The organism is Corallococcus sp. AB011P (assembly GCF_003611605.1).
Classification (GTDB): domain Bacteria; phylum Myxococcota; class Myxococcia; order Myxococcales; family Myxococcaceae; genus Corallococcus; species Corallococcus coralloides.
In genome coordinates this window covers 146,797-167,771 of the sequence record NZ_RAVX01000004.1, presented here as the reverse complement: position 1 = coordinate 167,771, position 20,975 = coordinate 146,797, and the positions used below count along the sequence as shown (strand labels likewise).

Sequence of the window (20,975 nt, the reverse complement as noted above, 5' to 3'; positions counted from 1 at the left end):
TCCGGCGACAGGAAAGGCAGCGCGACGTCCATGGCGGAGACCCCTTCGGAGATTGCCAACAGCCTCGTGCCCCTGGCGCGCCAGCCGGCCATGGTCCTGCTGGAGTCCGGCTACCTGTGGTTGGACATGGGTCACTTCGACAAGGCCAAGGAGGTCTTCGTCGGTGCCGCCGCGCTCATGCCCAAGAGCGAGGTGCCCCAGATTGGCCTGGGCGCCGTGGAGTTCGCGCAGGGCAAGCACGACAAGGCCCTGGCGGCCTACCGGGTCGCCCAGCGGCTCGCGCCCCTGTCGTCGCTGCCCCGGGCACACGCTGGGGAGGCCCTGCTGTTCATGGGCAAGGTGCCGGAGGCCCTCAAGGAACTGAAGGCCGCCATCGACCTGGAGCCCGAAAGCGACGGAGCGAAGCTGGCCCAGGCGCTCATCCAGGCGAAGGAAGCGGGGGCCCTGCCTCCGCCGAAGAAGTAGTCGCGGAAGAAGGAGGTACGTCGATGGCTGTCGGTGGAGTCGGACGTGGGGGTGGGAAGGGCCGCGCGGGCGGCGTGAAGGGGGCGTCCGGTCCGTCGGGTGCCGCCGGCGCGTCCTTTGGCGGCAAGGTGGACCGCACGGAATCGCTCGTCGGGCCTTCGGGTCTGGTAGGCTCCAGCAACATCCAGGGCCCCCAGGCAACGGATCCGATCGCGGCGCAGGCCCTCGCCATCGCCAAGCGGCTGAAGAACGGGGGCTTCAAGAGCAAGGAAGAGGCGACGAAGGCGCTCGTTTCCGAAGTGCTCCAGGAGAAGTTGAACATGAAGTCCGCTGCCCTCACGGGCCGCATCGCCGGGGCCCTGCAGGATGATCCCCGGCTGAACCAGGTTCTCGAGCGGCTGTGGTCCAAGGCCGAGTGAGCGCGCCGCTTGCCTCTGGGTGAAGACAGGAAGGTCATCCTGGAGAAGTACGGCCCGTACGTGCGGTCGCTCGCGGCCACCGTGCGCAAGCAGTTCAATGCCCAGCTGGAGCTGGATGAACTGCTGGCCTATGGGCAAATCGGTCTGCTGGAAGCCGCTGAGCGCTTCGACCCCAAGGTCGGCGCCAACTTCCTCACCTTTGCCCACTACCGCATCAAGGGCGCCATCTTCGACGGCTTGAGGAAGATGGGGGTCTTGCGGGGCGCGGACGCCCGCACCGCCTATCAGGGCGAGCGCGCGACGGCGTATCTGGGAAATCTGGCGGACCGCGAGCAGGGCTCAAGCAACCGCGGGTCGTCATTCGACGATGATATTGGAGACATCTCGGATGCCGTGGCGGGCCTCGCGGCGGTTTTCGCGGCGGGGGCGGAAGGGGCGGAGGCGGCGGGCTACGTGGATGAATCCCTCCCGGCGGATCAGCGCCTGGAGATGGAGCAGCTGAAGAACCGGGTGCGCTCGGCCATCGAGAAGCTTCCGGAGAAAGAGCGCAAGCTCCTGCAGGGCTATTACTTCCAGGGACGTACGCTGGAAGAGGCAGGAGCGGAGATCGGGCAGTCGAAGAGCTGGGCGTCGCGGCTTCATGCGCGGGCCATTGATCGGCTCAAGGAACTCTTGAACGAGGAGGAGGAACTCCCTCCCCCCTCGACGGATGCAAGGAGGGTGTCACATGGCGGCTCCGATGAGCGGCATCTCCGCGGGACAGGTAGCGCAGCAAAAGCTGCAGGACCAGGGCGCGCAGCAGACTCAGCAGAAGACGGGCGCGTCGAAGTTCGACGGAGTTCTCGCTGACAAGGCGCAGGGCGCCGGCCAGGTGGACGCCGCCCAGAACGTCAACAAGGCCCAGGCCGCGCAGGCCACCCAGAAGGTGGACAACGTCCGCCAGGTGGAGACCGTCAACAAGGCGGAGAAGGCCAACCTGAACAAGGTGAGCGGCGCCGCCCAGCAGCCCGCCACGGCCAAGGGCGCCGAGCCCGTGGACGCGAAGGCCGAAGCCTCCAAGACGACCAAGTCGGGCGGCATGGTGTCCGACCTCGTCTCCGGCCTGGAGAAGGGTCAGGTCAGCATGGACAAGCTGATCAAGGAGGCCTCCTCCGGCAAGAACATGTCCAACGCCGAGCTGCTTGGTCTCCAGGCGTCCATGTACAAGTACTCGCAGGAGCTCGACCTCACGTCGAAGGTCGTCGAGAAGGCCACCAGCGGCCTGAAGGACGTCGTCAAGACGCAGGTCTGAAGTCCCCACCCCGCCGGGCCATGGCGGCATGCGAAGGGCGGTCCCTCCCAAAGTCGGGAGGGGGCGCCCTTCCGCGTTTTGCAAGGGCCCTGTTAAGCTACGCGCGCCCATGACTCGCCGAACGCCCGTCTTCGCCGCCCCGCTCCTCGCCCTGCTGTTCCTCACCGGCTGCTCCATCGAGCTGCAGCACGAGCTGACGGAAGCGGACGCGAATGAAATCTACGTCCTGCTCAGCAAGAACGGCATCAACTCCAAGAAGGAGAAGGCGGAGGGCGGCAACGAAGTGCGCTTCACCATCGTCGTCCCCAAGGGCGACGCCGCGCAGGCCGCGGAGCTCTTGAAGCGCAACTCGCTGCCGCGCCCGGTGGAGAAGGGCCTGTCCCACTTCGCCAAGGGCAGCATGGTGCCCACCGCCACGGAGGAGCGCGCCATGCTCCTCAAGGCCATGGCGGGTGAGGTCTCCAACGCGCTCAACCAGATCGACGGTGTGCTGGAGGCGCGCGCCATCGTGATGGTGCCGGAGAACAACGACCTGTCGCAGCCGGAGAACAGGCCGATGCCGTCGGCCTCCGTGTTCATCAAGTACCGCACGGTGGAGGGCGGCAAGCCCCCCGTCACGATGGACGCGGTGAAGCAGTTCGTCGCCAGCTCCGTAGCGGAGCTCAAGCCGGAGGCCGTCACCGTGCTGATGACGGAGGCCATGGCCCCCACGGCGGAGACCACGGAGACCAACCGCCTGCAGGACGTGCTCGGCGTGCGCATGACGGCCGCCAGCGCGAGCACCTTCAAGGTGATCCTCGGCGGCGCGTTCGCGCTCATCCTGGCGATGATGGGCCTCACCGCGTGGACCTTCATGCGCGGCGGCTCGGGCGGCGCTGCCCCCGCGGCGGCGGCGCGTCCCGCGCGTGCGCGCGGCGGTCGCGAGGGCTAGAGCTGCACGTCGCTTCCCGCGGCCCTCCTGGGGTGGTTCGCGGGATGTGTCCTCCAGGCCGGGGACACGACTTCTATCTTCAGCGGGCCACCTGGGGGCCCGCGAGGTGACCGTTGGATTCCTTCTTCACCTCGCTCAGCAAACGCCAGACGATGATGCTGCTCACCGCGGTCACCTTCGGTGGCCAGGAGAGCATGGCGGCGCTGGAGCACCTGCCGGACGAGGAGGGCGCGCTCTTGCGCCACCGCGCGCAGGAGATCCTCCAGATTCCGCGCGAGAAGCGCCTGCCCGCGGTGGTGCAGGAACTCAAGCGCCTGATGAAGGACCGGCGCGGCCAGCTGTGGACCGCGGATCCGGAGCGGCTGGCGGCGCTGCTCCAGCGCGAGCGCGGCGCCCTGGTGGAAGTCACGCTGCGCGCGCTGCCTGGCAACATGGCCGAGGCCGTGCGCGGCCACCTGCCTCCCTCGCGCGTGAAGCTCACCCGCGAGGTGCGGCCGCAGGTCCTGGACATCATCCGCTGGAAGCTGGAGGAGGCGCTGTCGCGCGAGGTCGCGGGTCAGTCCGCGGGCTTCAAGTTCGCGGACGTGCTCAACCTCCAGACGCGTGAGCTGCTCACGGTGAGTGACCGCCTGGGCGCGCGCGTGTTGGGTCCGGCACTGGCGGGGCTTCCCGAGGAAGAACTGAACGGCCTCCTGGAGTCGCTGCCTCCGGACCTGCTCCAACTCGCGAGCAAGTCCGTGGCGGCCAATGCGCCGCGCAAGCTCCCGGAAGAGGACGCGCGCGCGCAGATCAACCTGCACGATGGCTTCACCCGGTTGGCGGGCGCCATCCGCAGCGCGGGCGTGCAGCGGCTGGCGCGCGCGTGCGTGGCGCAGTCCCCGGAGTTCGCCGCGCGCATGCTGGAGAAGCACCGCGGTGAGTTCGGCCACCTGGTGGCGAAGTGGGTGCGCGAAGAGCGCTCGCGGCCGACGGCTCGTGGCGATGGCGGACGCACCGACATCGTCATGGACCTGGAGCGGCTGGCCGTGCGCGGCCTCATCGAGCGCCCCGTGCGGCTGACCGCGCCGCCGCCGCGCCCCTCCGCCGTGCTGCCTCCACCGCCGGGGGCCCGGAAGCCCGCGCCGGCGGCCCCGGGAGCCCGTCCCGAAGCCCCGGGAGCGCGCCCCGCGGCTCCGGGAGCCCGTCCGGGGGCGCCCGCGCCGCGCGAGGGCCTGCGCACCACCGCGCCGGATCCGTCGCGTCCACCCGCGCTCCGGGCTCCCAAGGCCCTGCGGGGAGGTCCCCCCGACGCGGAGTCCGCGGATGCGGGTGCCAAGCGCGACTTCATGGCCGAGCGCGCGGCCCGTCGCGCGGGTGCGGCGTCCAGCCGTGACGCGGGCCCGGGCGCGGCCCCCGCCGGACGTCCGCGTCCGGCTCCAGGGGAGGAGCGGGGCTCGTCGGTGGGGCCCGCGCCCCGCGCTTCCATGGCCTCGCGGGAAGGGGACGCGAACGGCTCCCAGATGCGCCGCATGCCAGTGGAGCGCGAGCGTGGGCCCGCGCCCCGTGCCTCCATGGGGGCTCCGCCGGAAGGTGAGGCGGGCGGTTCGCAGATCCGCCGGATGCCGGTGGAGCGCGAGCGTGCGCCCGCGCCCCGCGCGTCCATGGTGGCCCCGGAAGGCGATGCGAACGGCTCCCAGATGCGCCGGATGCCGGTGGACCGGGGCTCGTCGGTGGGGCCCGCGCCCCGCGCGTCCACCGGGGCCGTTCCCAGCCGCCGTGATCCGGAGGGACCCCGGCCCGCGCGTCCCGGCCGGCCGGATCCAGACGGCGCCCGCATTGGCCCGCCGCCCTCGCGGCTGGGTGCACGCGGTGCGTCACGCCCGCCGGAACCGGATGCGCCGGAAGGCCGCTCCGTCCGGGCCGAGCGCCCCGCGCGGCCTCCCGCAGACGCGGAGGAGCGCGCTCCCCGTCGCCCGGAACCCTCGAGGGAAGCCGCTGACGGGGCCCGCGTGCTGCGCTCGCGCACGGGCAGCCGTCCCGCGGTGCGTCCCGAACCGGGGGGCGAGCCGGAGCGTCCCCCGCGCGTGCTCTCCAGCCAGGCATCCGCGCCCCGGTCCTCGGAGGGAACGCAGGTGGGCCGCCGGCGCCCCCCTCCCACCGACCGGCCGGGCCCGGATGACGCGGGGGGCCCGGGAGGGCGTGGACCGCGCGGCGGAACGCGCTAGCATCCGGTCTCCAAGGAGCGGCCCATGGCGATCGGCAAGGTAATCAAGGGGGACGGGTTGGCGGAGTCGGTGGTCGTCGCCACCTCCGAGCGGCCGGCGCTGCGTCCGCCGCGCGCGGGCGTGATGAACGCCGAGGTCTTCGAGGCGCGCCAGGGCGCCCAGGGCATCATCGAGGAGGCCCAGCGCGAGCGTGAGCGCATCCTCGCCGAGGCCCAGCGCGAGAAGGAGGAGCTCTTCGCCAAGGCGAAGGACCTGGGCCGTCAGGAGGGCATCGCCCAGGCGACGGAGCTGCTCCTGCGCGCGAAGATACAGGCCGGGGAGATGCTCAACTCCCAGGAGCAGGACATCATCGCGCTGGCGCTGAAGATGGCGGAGAAGATCCTCGGCCGCGACCTGGAGCGCGAGCCTGAGCTGCTGGTGGACATGTGCGCCGCGGCCATCGACAACCTGCGCAACGCGCGCGCCATGGTGCTGCGCGTGCACCCGAAGACGGCCACGGTGCTGCGCGCCAAGCGCCCGGCGCTGATGGAGCTCATCGGCCGCACGGTGGACCTGGCCATCAAGGAGGACCCGGAGGTCGCTCCCGTGGGCTGCATCGTCCAGACGGAGTTCGGCACCGTGGACGCGCAGCTGCCCACGCAGCTGGAGATGCTCCAGAACCTCCTGCAGCCGGACACCGCGCGCAAGAGCGGCCCTCCCTGAGCCTGCTGGCCCCAGCCGCGCCCTAGAGCCTCCAGGAATCCGCCATGGCCATCGACCTTTCGCGCTACTACGACCTCATCAAGGAAGCGTCCCTCGTCCGGGTGCGCGGCCGCGTCACGGAGCTGACGGGCCTCGTCATCAAGGCGAGCGTGCCCAACGTGCGCATCGGCGAGCTGGTGCTCGTCAAGAACCGCCAGCGCGGCCTGATGAAGTCGGAGGTCGTGGGCTTCGTGGGCGATGAGGTGATGCTCATGCCCCTGGGCGAGCTGTACGGCATCGGTCCGGACAGCGAGTGCATCCCCACCGGCCGTCCGCTCACCATCAAGTGTGGCGACGGGCTCCTGGGCCGCGTGCTCAACGGCATCGGCGAGCCCATGGACGGCAGGCCCCTGGATGGGGAGAACCTGATCGACTGGCCCGTGGACCGCGACTGCCCGGACCCCTTCACCCGCCAGCGCATCGAGCGGCCGCTGCCCCTGGGCGTGCGCTGCATCGACGGGCTTCTCACCGTGGGCGAGGGCCAGCGCGTGGGCCTCTTCGCCGGCTCCGGCGTCGGCAAGTCCACGCTGATGGGTCAGATTGCCCGCAACACGCAAGCAGACCTCAGCGTCGTGGCGCTCATCGGCGAGCGTGGTCGCGAGGTTCGCGAGTTCATCGAGGACGCCATGGGCGAGGAGGGCATGAAGCGCGCCGTGCTGGTGTGCGCCACGTCCGACCAGCCCGCCCTCGTGCGTCTGCGCGCCGCCTACGTCGCCACTGCCGTCGCGGAGTATTTCCGTGAGCGCGGCGGCAATGTGCTGTTCATGCTCGACACGGTGACGCGTCTGGCGCGCTCCCAGCGCGACATCGGCCTCGCCATCGGCGAGCCCCCGGCGCGTCAGGGCTACCCGCCCAGCGTCTTCTCCATGCTGCCGCGCATCCTCGAGCGCACGGGCAACTCGGCGAAGGGCAAGTGCACCGCCATCTACACCTGCCTCGTGGCCGGCGGTGACATGGAAGACCCCATCGCCGACGAGGTCCGCGGTATTCTCGACGGCCACTTCATCCTCAACCGTGAACTGGGCGCGCGAAACCAGTGGCCGGCCATGGACGTGCTCCAGAGCCTCAGCCGTGTGATGAGCGGCATCGTCAGCAAGGAGCACAAGAAGGCCGCCGGCAAGCTGCGCGAGACGCTCTCCACCTACGAGAAGCAGCGCGACCTCATCCTGCTGGGCGCCTACCAGGCTGGCGCGGACCCCAGGACGGACTACGCCATCGAGAAGTACGACTCCATCATCGACTTCCTCAAGCAGGACACCCACTCCAACTCTCCGTACGAGGAGACCGTGGAGCAGCTCATCGCCCTCTTCGAGGACTGATGCCTCCGGGGGAGGCGCGTGGACGGGCCGTTTCCGGGTAGGATGGCCCGACCATGCCCCCGTACCGGTTGCAGGTGTTGCTGGACATGCGTGAGAAGGCGAAGGAGGAGGCCGAACAGGCCTTCTCGGACGCCGTCAAGGCGCTGGCGAAGGAAGAGCAGGAGCAGAAGCGCCTGGAGGCGGAACTCGAGCGCCGCCGCAAGGAGCGCAAGGCCAAGGTCCAGGAGTACTTCCAGCAGATCATGGCCAAGGGCGCCGGCATCAACGGCATGAACATGATGGGCCGCTTCGAGGAGCGTCTGAAGGACGACGAAGCCCAGGTCGCCCTCCAGATCGAGCACCAGAAGGAGGTCGTCAGGACGGCCGCCCGCTTGGTGGAGCAGCGCCGCATGCTGATGGCCGAGGCCGCCAAGGAGCTCAAGGCCATCGAGAAGAACAAGGAGAAGTTCGTCAAGCAGGTGAAAAAGGAACGCGAGGATCGGGAGGAGTTGGGCCAGGAGGAGATCGGCAGCGCCTTGTTCCTGGCCCGCCAGCGCAAGTAACCTCCCGCCGCCTTCCGCTGAGTCTGGAGAGACGCCATGAGCCGAGTTGATGATGATCGCGATGCCGCGCGCTTGGCGGAGCGGATGATCCAGGAGCGCAAGCTCGCGGAGGCGAAGACCCAGAAGCGCCTGCAGGGCGAGTCCGTCTTCTCCAAGCTGGTCCAGCAGGGCCAGGCTGAACAGGCCCAGCCCAAGCAGGCGCAGGAGCTGAAGCAGCCCCTGGGCAAGCAGGTCCTGGCGCGCCTGGCGCAGGGGCAGGGCAAGACCTTCGACGAGAAGCTGGCCCAGAAGGAGACCGCCTTCGCGAAGCCCGGCGAGTCCACCCAGGGCGCCCAGCAGTCCCAGCGCAACGCCGAGTCGCAGAGCCTGTCCAAGGGAGGAGAGGCCCGCAAGTCGGAGGTCGTGGAGGAGAAGCGCTCCACGGACGTCCGCGAAGGCGACATGAACAAGGCCGAAGGTCAGGCCAGCCGGCTGAGCCAGGAGAAGGGCGAGCTGAAGATCGACGTCAACGCTGGCGGCGGCAAGGGCGCGGGCGGTGGGGGCAGCAAGGAGAAGGACGACAAGGGCGCGCAGATGGCCGGCCCGGGCTTCCGCTTCAACCCCGCGCTGATGGCGCCGGTTCCGGTGGCCAAGCCCAAGGACACCGCGGGCTCCGAGCGGCTGCGCGCCATGGCGAACGAGATCGCCCAGAAGATCGTCGAGCGCGTGCGCGTGGGCACCAACGCCGCGGGCAACGCGGAGTTCCAGATCGAACTGCGCGGCGACGTGCTCAACGGCCTGTCCATCAAGGTCAGCGCGAAGAACGGGAAGATTTCGGCCGTCTTCAGCGGCAACGACCGCGGCACCTTGAAGATGCTGGAAGAGCAGAGCGACGGCCTGCGCAGCGCCCTGGGTGGCCGGGGACTGGCGCTTGAAAATCTGAGGTTCGAGGCGAAGACATGAGCCTGGAGCCGGACGACGAGCCCGGAGTCTTCGAGCGCACCATGTTGGTCGACACCCGGAAGCTGGGACCTCCCTCGAAGCCCGCGCAAGCGCCGGCCCCGGCTCCCGCGCCGGCGGTGTCGCCGTGGCGGCCGTTCGCGTTCACGAACCTGGAGAAGGTGTCGCGCACGCAGGGCCAGCTGGCGGAGCGGCTGCGCTGGCTGACGCCCAACGCGGGCACGCTGGAGACGGTCTGCGCGCGCCTCAAGGCCCTCTTCGACGTGGACGTGCGCCTGTCGGTGGAGTCCGCCCAGGCGCGCCCCATGACGGAGCTGCGCCGCTTCCTGGGCGACCCGTCCTTCCTTGCGGTGCTGGCCCCCGGCGCGCTCAAGGGCCGGGCCATCCTCGAAATCGAGCTGTCGCTGGCGCACTCGGCGGTGGACCTGCTCCTGGGCGGCGCCGGTGAGACGGTGGGCCTGCGCCCCCTGACGGACATCGAGGAGGGCGTGATGGGCTACGTCGTCCTGGAGGCCCTGAAGGAGCTGGTGCCCGGGCTGCAGCCGGGCGTTCCCCGGCCCCGGCTGGACGGCGTGGCGCGCGGCGTGGATGAGGTCTCCGCCCGCCTGGGCGAGGACGGCCCGATGCTGGCGGTGCACCTGAACGCGGTGCTGGGCTCGCACCGCGGCATCGTGCGCCTGGTGGTTCCGTCGGCGGTGCTGGAGGCGGCCGAACCCGCGGTGGAGAGCGCCCAGCGGCGCGAGCACCGGCGTCAGGACATGAAGGCGAACGGCCGGCGCCTGTCCGCGCTGCGCGACTGGCTGCGCGCGGAGATTGGCGTGGCGGAGCTGTCCGCCCAGGACCTGGCGTCGCTGCGCGTCAAGGACGTGCTGCTCCTGGACATGCTGTCAGCGCGGCCGGACAGGGGCGAGCCCGGCACGGCGCAGCTGCGGCTGGGCCTGGGGCGCACCGGCCACCTCCTGGCGGACGTGTCCGTGGAGCACGGCCGCTACCGGGCGCGCATCACGGACATCATCCCCGGTGAGCCGGGCAACCCGCAGGGTGGGGAGTCCGGGGGCGGGTCGGAAGAGAACGAGGACTTCACCAACCCGGAGCTGGGCGTTCCTCCGGAACTCGAAGGGGCGGCATTGGACGACAAGGACGGAAGCGATCTGCTCAGCGACCTGCCCCTGCAGGTGGCGGTGGAGCTGGCGCGTGTGCCCATCACGGCCGAACAGGTGGTGGGCCTGCGCACAGGCCAGGTCATCGACCTGCGCCGTGGGGCGGGTGAGCCCGTGGACCTGTCGGTGAACGGCAAGGTGGTGGCCCGGGGCGAGCTCGTGGAGCTGGAGGGTCAGCTCGGGGTGCGCATCATCCACCTGAGCTGAAGCGTTTGCGCCCGTGCGTCACAAGGCAGGCGGGCAGGGGGGCGTGCTCGTGCCCGGGCCCGTGGCGGTCCTGACTCGGGTGCACTAGGCTCGCGCCCATCCATGGCGGTCTTCGGTCTCTCTTCCTCGCGCCTGTTGCTCGGCGCCGCGCTGCTCTTCGCGTCGCCCGCCGTCCTGGCGCAGGCGCCCGCGGCCTCCACTCCTGATGCCTCCGTGGCCGCACCGGCCCCCGAGGCCTCGGCGACCGCGAAGGACGCGGCCGCCGTACAGGCTCCGGTACAGGCTCCGGCATCGTCCCCGGCCGTCGCGGATGACAGCGCGGACCGCGCGAAGCGCCACGCGGACGAACTGGACCGCGAGCTGGGCGTCCCCGAGTCCGAAGGCGGAGAAGAGCAGGAGAGCCTGGGCTGGGTGGTGGTGCGCACGGTGGCGCTCCTGGGCGCGGTGCTCGCGGCCATCTACCTCACGCTCAACGTGGGCCTGCGCCGGCTGATGGGCCTGCAGGGCGTGCCCGTGGGCAAGGCGTCGGTCGTGTCGGTGATGGAGCGCATCCCGTTGGATCAACGGCGCACGCTCTTCGTCCTGAAGGCCGCGGACGAGTACCTGCTGGTGGGTGGCGGCGAGGGTGGCGTGCAACTGGTTTCGAAGCTGGACCGCGACGCCGTGGAGCGCATCCGCGCCGCGCGTCCGCCGTCGTCGCCGGTGTCCCTGAGTCCTTTCCTCCAGAAGCTCCTCTCCCGCCGGACCGGTGGCACCACGCCGCCGCCGGGCGTCTGAAGGCCGTCACGTGAACCGTTCGTCTCCCGCTCGCCCGCTGCTGTTCCGCGCTCCGCCCTGGCTCTTCGCGGCCCTCGTGTCGCTGCACCCCTTCGTCGCGTCCGCGGCGAAGAAGGGCGGCGACTCGGTGCCGGATGCAATGGTCAAGGAGGCGGTGAGCTCCGAAACCTTCACCTCCCGTCCGCTGATCCTCATCCTCGCGCTCGCGGCCATGTCCCTGGTCCCGTTCGCGCTGATGATGGTGACCAGCTTCGTGAAGATTTCGGTGGTGCTCTCCATCGTCCGCTCGGCGCTGGGCACCCAGCAGATTCCCCCCACCCAGGTCATCACCGGCCTGGCCATCATCCTCACCGTCTACATCATGGCCCCCGTGGGCCAGGAGATGTACCGGGCGGGCGGCATCGACATCTGGTCCCGGGGAACGTCGGTGTTCTCCTCGGAGACGGTGGGCACGATGCTGGGGGCCGCGGACAAGTCCAAGGAACCCCTGCGCGAGTTCCTGATGAAGAAGGTCACCAACAAGGACCGCACGCTCTTCTACAGCCTGGCGAAGAAGATGCGGAAGGAGGAGGACCGCAAGGACATTGGCCCGAACGACTTCATGGTCATCGTCCCGGCCTTCGTCGTGTCCGAATTGAAGGAGGCCTTCCAGATTGGCTTCCTGCTGTTCGTGCCCTTCATCGTCATCGACATGGTGGTCGCCAACATCCTCCTGGCGCTGGGCATGCACATGCTGTCGCCCACGACCATCTCCATGCCCTTCAAGCTCTTGTTGTTCGTGCTCGTGGACGGCTGGTACCTCATCGCCAAGGGCCTGGTCATCGGCTACCTGTAAGGAGCCCCGTACTTCCATGAATCAGCTCACGTTCATCACCCAGGAGGCGCTGTTCCTGGTGCTCGTGGTCTCCGCGCCGCCGGTGCTCATGAGCCTCCTGGTGGGCTTCCTCATCTCGCTGTTCCAGGCCACCACGCAGATTCAAGAGCAGACGCTCACGTTCGCGCCCAAGGTCGTCCTCGTCTTCGGCGTGCTGGCCATGACGGGCCCGTGGATTGGCGGTCAGCTGCTGCGCTTCACCTTCCACGTCTTCGACCGGTTTCCGGCGCTCATCGGCAGATGAACATCGGCGAAGTCATGGCCGAGCTGGGTGCTCGGGTCAACCTGTCGGTCACCATCTTCACGATGGCACTCATCATGTGCCGCGTGATGCCCATCCTCATCTTCAGCCCGTTCCTGGGCGGCGAGGTCGTTCCCTCGGAGATGAAGCTGGGACTGGGCCTGCTGGTGTCCCTGGTGATCTTCCCGTCCGTCGCGGACCGGATGGACAGGATTCCCCTGAGCGCGCTCCCGTACATCGGGCTCCTGCTCAAGGAGATCTTCATTGGCATGGCGCTGTCGTACATCGTCAACATGGTGTTCGACGCGGCCCGCGTGGCCGGCACGCTGATGGACACCATGTCGGGCAGCAACAACGCCCAGCTCTACGTGCCGCAGCTGGGCACGCAGGTGTCGCTCTTCTCCAGCCTCAAGGTGCAGCTGTGCGTGGTGCTGTTCCTGTCGCTGGACGGGCACCACATCATCATCAAGGCGCTCGCGGACAGCCTCGCCATCGTGCCGCTGGAGGGCTTCCCGCGCTTCAGCCGCGGCGTGTGGCCCTTCTTCGACCTGATGATCCGCTCCTTCGCGGACCTCTTGAAGATCAGCCTGGCGCTGGCCGGTCCCGGCATGGTGGCCGCCTTCGTCACCGACCTGGCCCTGGGCTCCATCAACCGTGTGGCGCCGCAGATCCAGGTGTTCTTCATCTCCATGTCGCTCAAGCCGCTGGTGGGCGTGTTGATCATGTTCATCGCCATCCATGTCGTGATTGGCCGCATGCAGCAGGAGCTGGCCAACATGCTCCGCATGGTCCAGCACGCCATCCAGCTGCTGGCCTGAGCCCCCCGGGATTCCTCCATGTCGGACGAGAGTGGCGACAAAACAGAAGAACCGTCGCAGAAGAAGCTCGACGACTCGCGCAAGAAGGGTCAGACCTGGAAGAGCAAGGACCTGACGGGCGTGGCCGTGCTCATCGCCGGCCTGGGCATCGTCAAGGGCACCTGGGACACCGTGGAGCGGGAGATCGCCACGCTGTTCCGCTTCAGCTTCGACGCCATCGCCCACTCGGATGACCTGGCCCTGGCGACGACGCAGTTGCTGATGATGGGCCTGCGCACGATGCTGCTCCTGACGGTGCCGGTGGTGGCCGGCGCGGCGGTGCTGGGCGGGCTGATGGACTTCCTCCAGGTGGGGTCGCTCTTCACCATCGACCCGCTCATCCCGAAGTTCGACAAGCTCAACCCCATCGCGGGGTTGAAGAACATGTTCACGAAGAAGGCCTTCGTGGAGCTCTTGAAGAACCTCATCAAGATCACCGTCGCCGCCTTCGTCGTCTATGGCGTGGTGCGCGACTCCATGCCCCTGGTCATCGAAACGGTGCGGCAGGACACGCACGGCATCATGGCCATCCTGGGAGAGATCATCTCCCGGGTGGCCGTGCGCATCGTGATGCTCTTCGTCGTCTTCGGCGTGTTCGACGTGTGGTGGCAGCGCAAGTCGTACATGAAGGACATGATGATGACGAAGGAGGAGGTGAAGAAGGAGTACAAGCAGAGCGAAGGCGACCCGCACCACAAGGCCAAGCGCAAGGAGCTCCACCACGAGATCATGGAGGGAGCCCAGATGGAGGCGGTGAAGGACGCGAGCGTCATCGTCACCAACCCGGATCACGTCGCGGTGGCGCTGCAGTACGACCAGAACAAGGACGGAGCGCCACGGGTGCTGGTGAAGGGCATGGACGCCAAGGCGGAGCGCATCAAGGCGCTGGCTCGCGAGGCGGACATCCCCCTGTTGCGCAACGTCCCGCTGGCGCACGCGCTCCTGCGCGTGGAGGTGGGCGAGGAAGTCCCGGAGGAGCTCTACGACGCGGTCGCCGAGGTGCTGAACTTCGTCTACGGGCTCAAGCAACAGCAGAACGCGGCGCCGTCAGCGCGCGCCTGAGGAGGAGGCCATGGCCAGCGACGAAGAGGCGGACATCGCCATCGCCATCAAGTACGACACCAAGGCGGACGGCGCGCCTCGCGTGGTGGCGAAGGGGATGCGCCTCAAGGCGGAGAAGATCCGGGAGATCGCCAAGCAGTACGGCATCCCGGTGATGCGCAACGTGTCCCTGGCTCACGCCCTGTACCGGGTGGACGTGGGGCAGGAGGTCCCGGAGGAGCTCTACGACGCGGTCGCCGAGGTGCTGAACTTCGTCTACGCGCTGCAGCGGGAGCAGACGGGCGGGCGCTGAAGGGGGCTGGACGCGGGGCCCCCACCTGTATTGAAGTCGGGCCACCATGGCCAGAATCAACAATCAGCCCCCCAGCACCGCGCTTTGGCCCTGGGGAGGTCCCCGTAGCGTCCGCGAGCGGCTGGTGGACCCGTCCCAACTGGACCGGGCGAAGAAGCTGCGCAAAGCGGGCAACATCAAGAACCCGTCGCTGCCCTCCGCGGCGCTCCTGGACTTCATCGGTCCGGCGCACTCGTCGGAAGAGCTCCGGCTGCCCCTGCCGCCCCACCCGGGCGGTCACGACGCGGACCTGGAGGGCTTCAGTGACCGGCCGCACCTGGCCAGCGTCGCCGGCCGGGGGGATGACGGGCAGCGCCGCATGCTGGAGCGTGGCCTGTCCAAGGTGAACGCGCCGCCGGAGCGCCTGGAGCGCCTCAAGGCCCTGTTGCAGCGCGAGTCCGCGATGCTGGGGCTGGTGGATCAGGTGAGCGCGGAGTCGCAGGAGATCATCCGCCGCATGTGGGAAGAGCAGAAGGACGAGGGCTACTGACCCATGGCGGCGCTGGACCCGGAAGATCCGCAGGACGAGGCGAAGCTCACCGCGCTCCTGCAGCGTTGGGCGGAGGGCAAGGCCACGCTCCGCGAGGTGCGCGGCTATTCCAACGACGAGCTGTACGCCATCGCCAAGACGGCCTACTTCTTCTTCTACCAGGGCCGGCTGGCGGAGGCGCGCACGCTCTTCCAGGGCCTCTACGCCATCAACCCCACGGACGTGTACTTCGCCAAGGCGCTCGGGGTGGTGGAGATGGCCGCGGGCAACGGGCAGGGCGCGCTGGCCGCCTTCGACGTGGCCGCCAAGCTGGCCCCCCAGGACCCTTCCGTCTACGTGGGCCGCGCGGAGGTGAAGCTGGCCCTGGGCCAGAAGCCCCAGGCGTTGGAGGATCTGCGCCGCGCCGCGGCGATGCCCCCCGCCGAGGACCCGGTGGTGCGCAAGGCCGCCGCGATGGTCAGCGCCCTCACCCGTCGCTGATCCACGGCCCGCCCCGGTCACCAGCTGGGTTTCACATGATTTCCGTGGTTCATTAGGACTTTCGGGAGGGGACGGGCTATCTGCTAGGCTAGTCCCCGACCCCTGCCTTCCACATCCGGAGGATCATTCCATGTCGAACAAGAAGTCGACGGCTCCCGCTGAGATGCCGCCTGAGGCTCCCGCCGAACTCCACGCGAAGCGCGACAGCCTGCTGCCCGAACTGGAGAAGGCCGCCAAGGATACGAAGGGCACCGAGCAGCAGGTGCTGCGCAACCTCATCAAGCTGATGACCAACACCAAGTCTGGTGCGGCCATCGACTGGCAGACCTTCCAGGACGTGAAGGACTCCTTCACGCGCTACAGCAAGGACACCACCACGGGCAAGCCGCCGGACTGCCTCGAGGGCGCCCTGGAGTGGCTGTCGGCCTACCTGAACGCGCGTGGCTTCGGTGGCACGGAGTCGGCGGCCCCGGCTACGGCGGGCAAGCCGCCGGCGGCGCAGGCGGGTGCGCGTCCCTCCACGGGCGCCAAGGACGGCTTCGAGTCCGGCAACTCCAACCGGGCCGCGGCCCTGGGCGACGTGCCCCCGCCCCCGGGCGCGGTCACTCCGGACGTGAAGGGCGAGCAGCAGCAGCTGGATTCCTTCAAGGCCTGGATGAAGAACCCCAGCCTGGGCAAGCTCAAGGGCTGATCCTGCCCCGCGCGCTCCCGGCCCCGGGGGCGCGCACGGAGGATCGCGGGGAGACGCAACCTTGCGGCTCCACCCGCGATAATGGTTTCAGAGGCAGTTTTCGCGGGTTTCCAAATCTCGGAGGACCTCCCCATGACCAAGATCAACGGCAGCGCTCCCAGCTCCGCTTCGCGTACCAGCCAGTCCAACTCCTCGAACACGGCCTGGCAGGGCCAGATGAACGAGAAGATGAAGGGCACCGGCCTGGACAAGTCCCGCAACGAGGCCCTGCAGAAGAAGGTCTCGTCCCACATGGAGGAGTTCGCGAAGAACCACTCCCCCGCGGAGACCGAGGCGGAGTTCAAGAAGACCTGGAACAAGGAGCTCGGCACGCAGATCTCCGACAAGATCAGCACCGACAACTTCCTCCGGCGTCTGACGAACCGCCGCAAGGAGCTGATGTCGGACCTCTGGGAGTAGTCCTTCCCCCGCTGTCGAAGGTGTCATGACCCCGGCCGTCCGAGCCCGCGCAAGCGGAAGACTCGGGCGGCCGAAGTCTTTGCGGGGCACGCCATGCGCCCGCCGCCATGCGCCCGCCGCCACGCGTCCTGGGGACAGCCCCGGGGCCTTCCCAGCGGCATTCCCAGGGGCCTCCAGTGGGAGCTCGCAGCCCGCAAAAGCAACCGGCTCCGCACCAGGCCCAGAGGGCCGGAGCGAAGCCGGAGGGTACAGCCAGGTGCGTCAACCAGCGACTAGCGCAGGTTGCCGATGGTGGCCATCGCGATTTCGTTCTTCTTCTTCATCATGTTGGAGATGAAGGAGACCGTCTCCTGGAGCTTCTGGAGGAGCAGCTGCGCCTCGGCGCGCTTGTACTCGGGGCTGCCCTTGTCCAGGCCGGACAGCGACTGCTGCTCGAGGGCGCTCAGGCCGCCCGAGGTGCTCAGGGCGCTGTTCAGGGAGTTGTTGGCGGCGGCGGTGATCGTCATGGCGATATCCTCCAGAAAGTCTGCAGTGGTTGGGCTGCGGTGCGGCTTACAAAAGGATTATCCGGGGCGGGGCCAGGGAGTTTCCTCCTGCCTATTTTCTCCTGATTTTTCCCCGGTGATCCAGAGGGGGCCAGGATCAGGAATGACGGCCGGCCGGAGTCGCCCCAGGCAGGGCGGGGGTGCGCAGCCCGCAAAAGCAACCGGCTCCGCACCAGGCCCAGGGGGCCGGAGCGAAGCCGGAGGGTACAGCCAGGTGCGTCAACCAGCGACTAGCGCAGGTTGCCGATGGTGGCCATCGCGATTTCGTTCTTCTTCTTCATCATGTTGGAGATGAAGGAGACCGTCTCCTGGAGCTTCTGGAGGAGCAGCTGCGCCTCGGCGCGCTTGTACTCGGGGCTGCCCTTGTCCAGGCCGGACAGCGACTGCTGCTCGAGGGCGCTCAGGCCACCCGAGGTGCTCAGGGCGCTGTTCAGGGAGTTGTTGGCGGCGGCGGTGATCGTCATGGCGATATCCTCCAGAAAGTCTGCAGTGGTTGGGCTGCGGTGCGGCTTACAAAAGGATTATCCGGGGCAGGGCCAGGGAGTTTCCTCCTGCCTATTTTCTCCTGATTTTTCCCCGGTGCTCCAGAGGGGGCCAGGATCAGGAATGACGGCCGGCCGGAGTCGCCCCAGGCAGGGCGGGGGTGCGCAGCCCGCAAAAGCAACCGGCTCCGCACCAGGCCCAGAGGGCCGGAGCGAAGCCGGAAGGTACAGCCAGGTGCGTCAACCAGCGACTAGCGCAGGTTGCCGATGGTGGCCATCGCGATTTCGTTCTTCTTCTTCATCATGTTGGAGATGAAGGAGACCGTCTCCTGGAGCTTCTGGAGGAGCAGCTGCGCCTCGGCGCGCTTGTACTCGGGGCTGCCCTTGTCCAGGCCGGACAGCGACTGCTGCTCGAGGGCGCTCAGGCCACCCGAGGTGCTCAGGGCGCTGTTCAGGGAGTTGTTGGCGGCGGCGGTAATCGTCATGGCGATATCCTCCAGAAAGTCTGCAGTGGTTGGGCTGCGGTGCGGCTTACAAAAGGATTATCCGGGGTAGGGCCCAGGAGTTTCCTGCTCCCATTTTCCTCCGTTTATTTTTTACGGGGAGGCTCCGGAGCGCGCACCCTCTTTGGTGGTTGTGCCGATAACAGTCTAAACTGCCGGCGCCCGGAGCCCGCCCGAGCCTCACGAGGCGGGTCCTCGCGCCTGTCCTCCTGCCTTCTGTAAGGGTGCTGCGCAGATGACGACTGATTCCAAGGCCTCCGTGTCGACCGACAACGCGAAGCCCCTGTCCGGACCGGAGATGCTCGAGCGGGCCACGGAGGGTTTCAACCTCTTCCAGGACGGGAACTTCAACGAGTCGCTGGCCATCTTCGAGAAGCTCTCGGCCATGGACTCGAGTGAGGCCTACTTCCAGACCGCGCTGGGCGCCTGCCATCTGGCGCTGGAGGACCTGGACACCGCCGTGACGTGCTTCAACCGCGCCATCGAGCTGGACCCCACGGACATCACCCCCTTCGTCAACCGGGGCGAGGCGTTCCTGCGCCAGGGCCGGACGACGGAAGCGGCCCGCGACTTCCAGCATGCCGTGTCGCTGGATCCCGAGGACAAGGACCCCTTGAGCCGTCGTGCGCGCATGTTGGCCGCCGCGGCCCTGGAGAGCTCGGACGAGGCTTCGGAATCCGAAGCCCCCGAGGACCGCTCGTAGGCTGTCTGCAGGCTCCCTCGCCGGACAGGTGAGGGAAGGCCCCCCCTTGGGCTCGGGGGCGCGCACGGATTAGGATGGCCCCGCCGATGGCCAACGCCGATCCGAACAGCTTCCTGAACAAGTACTCCGACATCGTCCTGGCGGTGGTCGTCGTGGCCATCGTCGCGATGATGATCGTCCCGCTGCCGACGATCATCCTGGACGTGTTGCTGACGCTGAACATCAGCATCTCGGTGGTACTGCTCCTCATCTCCCTCTACGTGCCCAGCGCGCTGTACCTGTCGTCGTTCCCGACGATCCTGCTGATCACGACGATGTTCCGCCTGTCGCTGACCATCTCCACCACGCGACTCATCCTGCTCACCGGCGACCCGGGTGAAGTGGTGGTGGCGTTCGGTAACTTCGTGGTGCAGGGCAACTTCGTCGTCGGCGCCATCCTCTTCCTCATCCTGGTGGTGGTGAACTTCATCGTCATCTCCAAGGGCTCGGAGCGCGTCGCGGAAGTGGCCGCGCGCTTCACCCTGGACGCCATGCCCGGCAAGCAGATGTCCATCGACGCGGACCTGCGCGCGGGCGTGATTGATCAGGATCAGATGAAGAAGAAGCGCCGCGACCTGGAGCGTGAGAGCCAGCTCTTCGGCGCCATGGACGGCGCGATGAAGTTCGTGAAGGGCGACGCCATCGCGTCCATCATCATCACGGTCATCAACATCGTGGGTGGCCTCATCATCGGTGTCACGCAGAAGGGCATGGCCGCCGGTGACGCCGCGCAGAAGTACACGCTGCTCACCATCGGTGACGGTCTGGTCGGCATGATCCCCGCCATCCTCATCTCCACCTGCGCCGGTATCCTGGTGACACGCGTGGGCGGCGAGGAGGAGGGCGCGCACCTGGGCAAGGACGTGGGCACGCAGCTCACCGCCTTCCCGAAGGCCATCGCCATCGCGGCGGCCATGCTCGTGGGCCTGGGCCTCATCCCCGGCCTCCCCAAGATTCCCTTCTTCCTGCTGGGCGCGGGCGCGGGCTTCGGCGCCTGGTCGATGATGCGCAAGCGCGACGAGGCGCTGGCCGCCGAGGAAGCCGGCCCCGCGATGGAGTCCAGCTTCGGCACGCCCGTGTCCGCCGAGCCTCCGCCCAAGGAGCAGCTCAACCCGGACTCGGAGCTGTTCATCCCCGTCGTCACGCCCATCGTGCTGGAGGTGTCCGACGCGCTGGTGCCCTTCGTGGACTCGCGGCAGGACGGCGGCAAGTTCCTCTTCGAGCTCATCCCGTTCATGCGCGACGGCCTCTTCGTGGAGCTGGGCGTGCGCTTCCCCGGCGTGCGCGCGCGCGGCAACGGCGGCCTGCCTCCCGGGGCCTACCAGATTCAAATCAACGAAGTGCCCGTCGTCACCGGCCAGGCCACCCTGGGCCACATCCTGGTGAACGACACGGTGGAGCGCCTCAAGCTGATGAACATCCCCGGCTTCGAGGCCATCAACCCCGCGACGCGCCAGCCGGCCGCGTGGGTGCCCGAGCAGTTCCGGGAGATGCTCGAGTCCGCGGGCCTCACCACCTGGGACGTGCCCGGCTACATCATCCTGCACACCGCCGCCGTGCTCCGGAAGAACGCGCGCGAGTTCGTGGGCGTGCAGGAGACGCAGACGATGCTGGAGCAGTTGGAGAAGGCGTTCCCGGCCATCGTCAAGGAAGTGGTCCCGAAGATCGTCAACGTGCTGAAGCTGACGGACATCCTCGGGCGCCTGGTGGAGGAGGAGCTCTCCATCCGCGACCTGCGCGGCATCCTCCAGGCCCTGTCCGAGTACGGCCAGGTGGAGGCGGACAACGTCATGCTCACCGAGCATGTCCGCGCCTCGCTGCGCCGCTACATCTCCCACAAGTACGCGCGCGGCACCGGCACGCTGGTGGTGTACCTGCTCGACCCGAACATCGAGGAGGCCATCCGCAGCTCCATCAAGCGCACCTCCGCGGGCGCGCACCTGGCGCTGGAGCCGGAGATCGCCCAGGAGATTGTCGGCGCGGTGCGCTCGGAATGTGGCCACCTGCCGCCCAGCGCCCAGCGCCCCGTCATCCTCACGGCGATGGACATCCGCCGCTACGTGCGCAAGCTGCTGGAGTACGAGTTCAACCCCTCGTTCTCCATCCTCAGCTACCAGGAGCTGTCCCCGGACCTGAACATCCAGCCGGTGGCGCGCATCTCCTCCGGCCGGTAGCGGCGAGGGCGCGTGTGAAGGACCCGGGGCCTCCGCTTCTTTGAGCGGG

At 68.4% G+C, this 20,975-nt stretch carries 26 protein-coding genes; 23 read left to right on the top strand and 3 right to left on the bottom strand.

What is annotated here, in order from left to right:
- Positions 1 to 30 precede the first annotated feature (30 nt).
- The 21 genes from D7X30_RS14030 to D7X30_RS13930 all read left to right on the top strand — a co-directional run bounded on the left by D7X30_RS14030 (position 31) and on the right by D7X30_RS13930 (position 16,480).
- Positions 31 to 465 carry a lipopolysaccharide assembly protein LapB gene (locus D7X30_RS14030; RefSeq protein ID WP_120530743.1) on the top strand — a complete coding sequence of 145 codons (435 nt, stop codon included), beginning with the start codon at positions 31 to 33 and terminating at the stop codon, positions 463 to 465.
- 23 nt (positions 466 to 488) lie between these two features.
- Positions 489 to 884 carry a hypothetical protein gene (locus D7X30_RS14025; protein WP_120563424.1) on the top strand — a complete coding sequence of 132 codons (396 nt, stop codon included), beginning with the start codon at positions 489 to 491 and terminating at the stop codon, positions 882 to 884.
- 9 nt (positions 885 to 893) lie between these two features.
- Complete coding sequence (locus D7X30_RS14020; RefSeq protein WP_120563423.1) at positions 894 to 1,733, top strand: sigma-70 family RNA polymerase sigma factor; 840 nt, start codon at positions 894 to 896, stop codon at positions 1,731 to 1,733.
- 22 nt (positions 1,734 to 1,755) lie between these two features.
- Positions 1,756 to 2,175, top strand: coding sequence for an ATP-dependent helicase HrpB (locus D7X30_RS14015; RefSeq protein WP_120563422.1), 420 nt, complete (start codon positions 1,756 to 1,758; stop codon positions 2,173 to 2,175).
- A 109-nt stretch (positions 2,176 to 2,284) separates the two neighbouring features.
- Positions 2,285 to 3,106 carry a type III secretion protein gene (locus D7X30_RS14010; protein ID WP_120563421.1) on the top strand — a complete coding sequence of 274 codons (822 nt, stop codon included), beginning with the start codon at positions 2,285 to 2,287 and terminating at the stop codon, positions 3,104 to 3,106.
- A 113-nt stretch (positions 3,107 to 3,219) separates the two neighbouring features.
- Entirely contained in the window at positions 3,220 to 5,310 is a 2,091-nt protein-coding gene (locus D7X30_RS14005; protein WP_120563420.1) for a hypothetical protein, read from the top strand.
- Between the two features lie 24 nt (positions 5,311 to 5,334).
- Positions 5,335 to 6,012 carry a FliH/SctL family protein gene (locus tag D7X30_RS14000; RefSeq protein ID WP_120563419.1) on the top strand — a complete coding sequence of 226 codons (678 nt, stop codon included), beginning with the start codon at positions 5,335 to 5,337 and terminating at the stop codon, positions 6,010 to 6,012.
- 44 nt (positions 6,013 to 6,056) lie between these two features.
- On the top strand, positions 6,057 to 7,370 hold the full coding sequence (gene sctN / locus D7X30_RS13995) for a type III secretion system ATPase SctN (RefSeq protein ID WP_120563418.1): 1,314 nt from the start codon (positions 6,057 to 6,059) through the stop codon (positions 7,368 to 7,370).
- A gap of 53 nt (positions 7,371 to 7,423) precedes the next feature.
- A complete protein-coding gene (locus D7X30_RS13990) occupies positions 7,424 to 7,912 on the top strand; it encodes a flagellar assembly protein FliH (protein ID WP_120563417.1) in 489 nt (162 codons plus the stop codon).
- Between the two features lie 36 nt (positions 7,913 to 7,948).
- Positions 7,949 to 8,854: a flagellar hook-length control protein FliK gene (locus D7X30_RS13985; protein ID WP_120563416.1), complete on the top strand. Its 906-nt coding sequence runs from the start codon at positions 7,949 to 7,951 to the stop codon at positions 8,852 to 8,854.
- Positions 8,851 to 10,218, top strand: a complete 1,368-nt coding sequence (gene sctQ, locus D7X30_RS13980; RefSeq protein ID WP_120563415.1) for a type III secretion system cytoplasmic ring protein SctQ — start codon at positions 8,851 to 8,853, stop codon at positions 10,216 to 10,218. Before D7X30_RS13985 ends, sctQ begins: the two co-directional genes overlap by 4 nt.
- Positions 10,219 to 10,320: 102 nt before the next feature.
- Positions 10,321 to 10,995 carry a flagellar biosynthetic protein FliO gene (locus D7X30_RS13975; protein ID WP_120563414.1) on the top strand — a complete coding sequence of 225 codons (675 nt, stop codon included), beginning with the start codon at positions 10,321 to 10,323 and terminating at the stop codon, positions 10,993 to 10,995.
- A 10-nt stretch (positions 10,996 to 11,005) separates the two neighbouring features.
- Positions 11,006 to 11,830, top strand: a complete 825-nt coding sequence (gene sctR, locus D7X30_RS13970) for a type III secretion system export apparatus subunit SctR (protein WP_120563413.1) — start codon at positions 11,006 to 11,008, stop codon at positions 11,828 to 11,830.
- Positions 11,831 to 11,846: 16 nt separating this feature from the next.
- The gene (gene fliQ / locus D7X30_RS13965) at positions 11,847 to 12,113 is read left to right on the top strand and encodes a flagellar biosynthesis protein FliQ (protein ID WP_014398418.1); all 267 of its coding nucleotides are present in this window, start codon (positions 11,847 to 11,849) and stop codon (positions 12,111 to 12,113) included.
- Positions 12,110 to 12,928 (top strand): flagellar biosynthetic protein FliR, encoded by an 819-nt coding sequence (locus D7X30_RS13960; protein ID WP_120563412.1) that lies wholly within the window; start codon positions 12,110 to 12,112, stop codon positions 12,926 to 12,928. The genes fliQ and D7X30_RS13960 overlap by 4 nt, the downstream gene beginning before the upstream one ends.
- Positions 12,929 to 12,946: 18 nt before the next feature.
- Positions 12,947 to 14,029, top strand: a complete 1,083-nt coding sequence (sctU, locus tag D7X30_RS13955) for a type III secretion system export apparatus subunit SctU (RefSeq protein ID WP_120563411.1) — start codon at positions 12,947 to 12,949, stop codon at positions 14,027 to 14,029.
- Between the two features lie 10 nt (positions 14,030 to 14,039).
- Positions 14,040 to 14,321 (top strand): EscU/YscU/HrcU family type III secretion system export apparatus switch protein, encoded by a 282-nt coding sequence (locus D7X30_RS13950; RefSeq protein ID WP_120563410.1) that lies wholly within the window; start codon positions 14,040 to 14,042, stop codon positions 14,319 to 14,321.
- Positions 14,322 to 14,367: 46 nt separating this feature from the next.
- A complete protein-coding gene (locus D7X30_RS13945; RefSeq protein WP_120528179.1) occupies positions 14,368 to 14,850 on the top strand; it encodes a hypothetical protein in 483 nt (160 codons plus the stop codon).
- Between the two features lie 3 nt (positions 14,851 to 14,853).
- Positions 14,854 to 15,330: a SycD/LcrH family type III secretion system chaperone gene (locus tag D7X30_RS13940; protein ID WP_120563409.1), complete on the top strand. Its 477-nt coding sequence runs from the start codon at positions 14,854 to 14,856 to the stop codon at positions 15,328 to 15,330.
- A gap of 130 nt (positions 15,331 to 15,460) precedes the next feature.
- The gene (locus D7X30_RS13935; protein ID WP_120563408.1) at positions 15,461 to 16,021 is read left to right on the top strand and encodes a hypothetical protein; all 561 of its coding nucleotides are present in this window, start codon (positions 15,461 to 15,463) and stop codon (positions 16,019 to 16,021) included.
- Between the two features lie 132 nt (positions 16,022 to 16,153).
- Positions 16,154 to 16,480: a hypothetical protein gene (locus tag D7X30_RS13930; RefSeq protein ID WP_120563407.1), complete on the top strand. Its 327-nt coding sequence runs from the start codon at positions 16,154 to 16,156 to the stop codon at positions 16,478 to 16,480.
- Positions 16,481 to 16,752: 272 nt separating this feature from the next.
- Here D7X30_RS13930 and D7X30_RS13925 read toward each other — a convergent pair whose 3' ends face one another.
- The 3 genes from D7X30_RS13925 to D7X30_RS13915 all read right to left on the bottom strand — a co-directional run bounded on the left by D7X30_RS13925 (position 16,753) and on the right by D7X30_RS13915 (position 17,992).
- Positions 16,753 to 16,986, bottom strand: coding sequence for a hypothetical protein (locus D7X30_RS13925; RefSeq protein ID WP_014398410.1), 234 nt, complete (start codon positions 16,984 to 16,986; stop codon positions 16,753 to 16,755).
- Positions 16,987 to 17,255: 269 nt separating this feature from the next.
- Positions 17,256 to 17,489, bottom strand: coding sequence for a hypothetical protein (locus D7X30_RS13920; RefSeq protein WP_014398410.1), 234 nt, complete (start codon positions 17,487 to 17,489; stop codon positions 17,256 to 17,258).
- A gap of 269 nt (positions 17,490 to 17,758) precedes the next feature.
- Positions 17,759 to 17,992 (bottom strand): hypothetical protein, encoded by a 234-nt coding sequence (locus D7X30_RS13915; RefSeq protein WP_014398410.1) that lies wholly within the window; start codon positions 17,990 to 17,992, stop codon positions 17,759 to 17,761.
- 253 nt (positions 17,993 to 18,245) lie between these two features.
- Here D7X30_RS13915 and D7X30_RS13910 point away from each other — a divergent pair, with 253 nt between their 5' ends.
- Together D7X30_RS13910 and sctV are read left to right on the top strand one after the other, a co-directional pair.
- Positions 18,246 to 18,713 carry a tetratricopeptide repeat protein gene (locus D7X30_RS13910; protein WP_120563406.1) on the top strand — a complete coding sequence of 156 codons (468 nt, stop codon included), beginning with the start codon at positions 18,246 to 18,248 and terminating at the stop codon, positions 18,711 to 18,713.
- A gap of 86 nt (positions 18,714 to 18,799) precedes the next feature.
- A complete protein-coding gene (gene sctV, locus D7X30_RS13905; RefSeq protein ID WP_120563405.1) occupies positions 18,800 to 20,926 on the top strand; it encodes a type III secretion system export apparatus subunit SctV in 2,127 nt (708 codons plus the stop codon).
- The last annotated feature ends 49 nt before the right edge of the window (positions 20,927 to 20,975 follow it).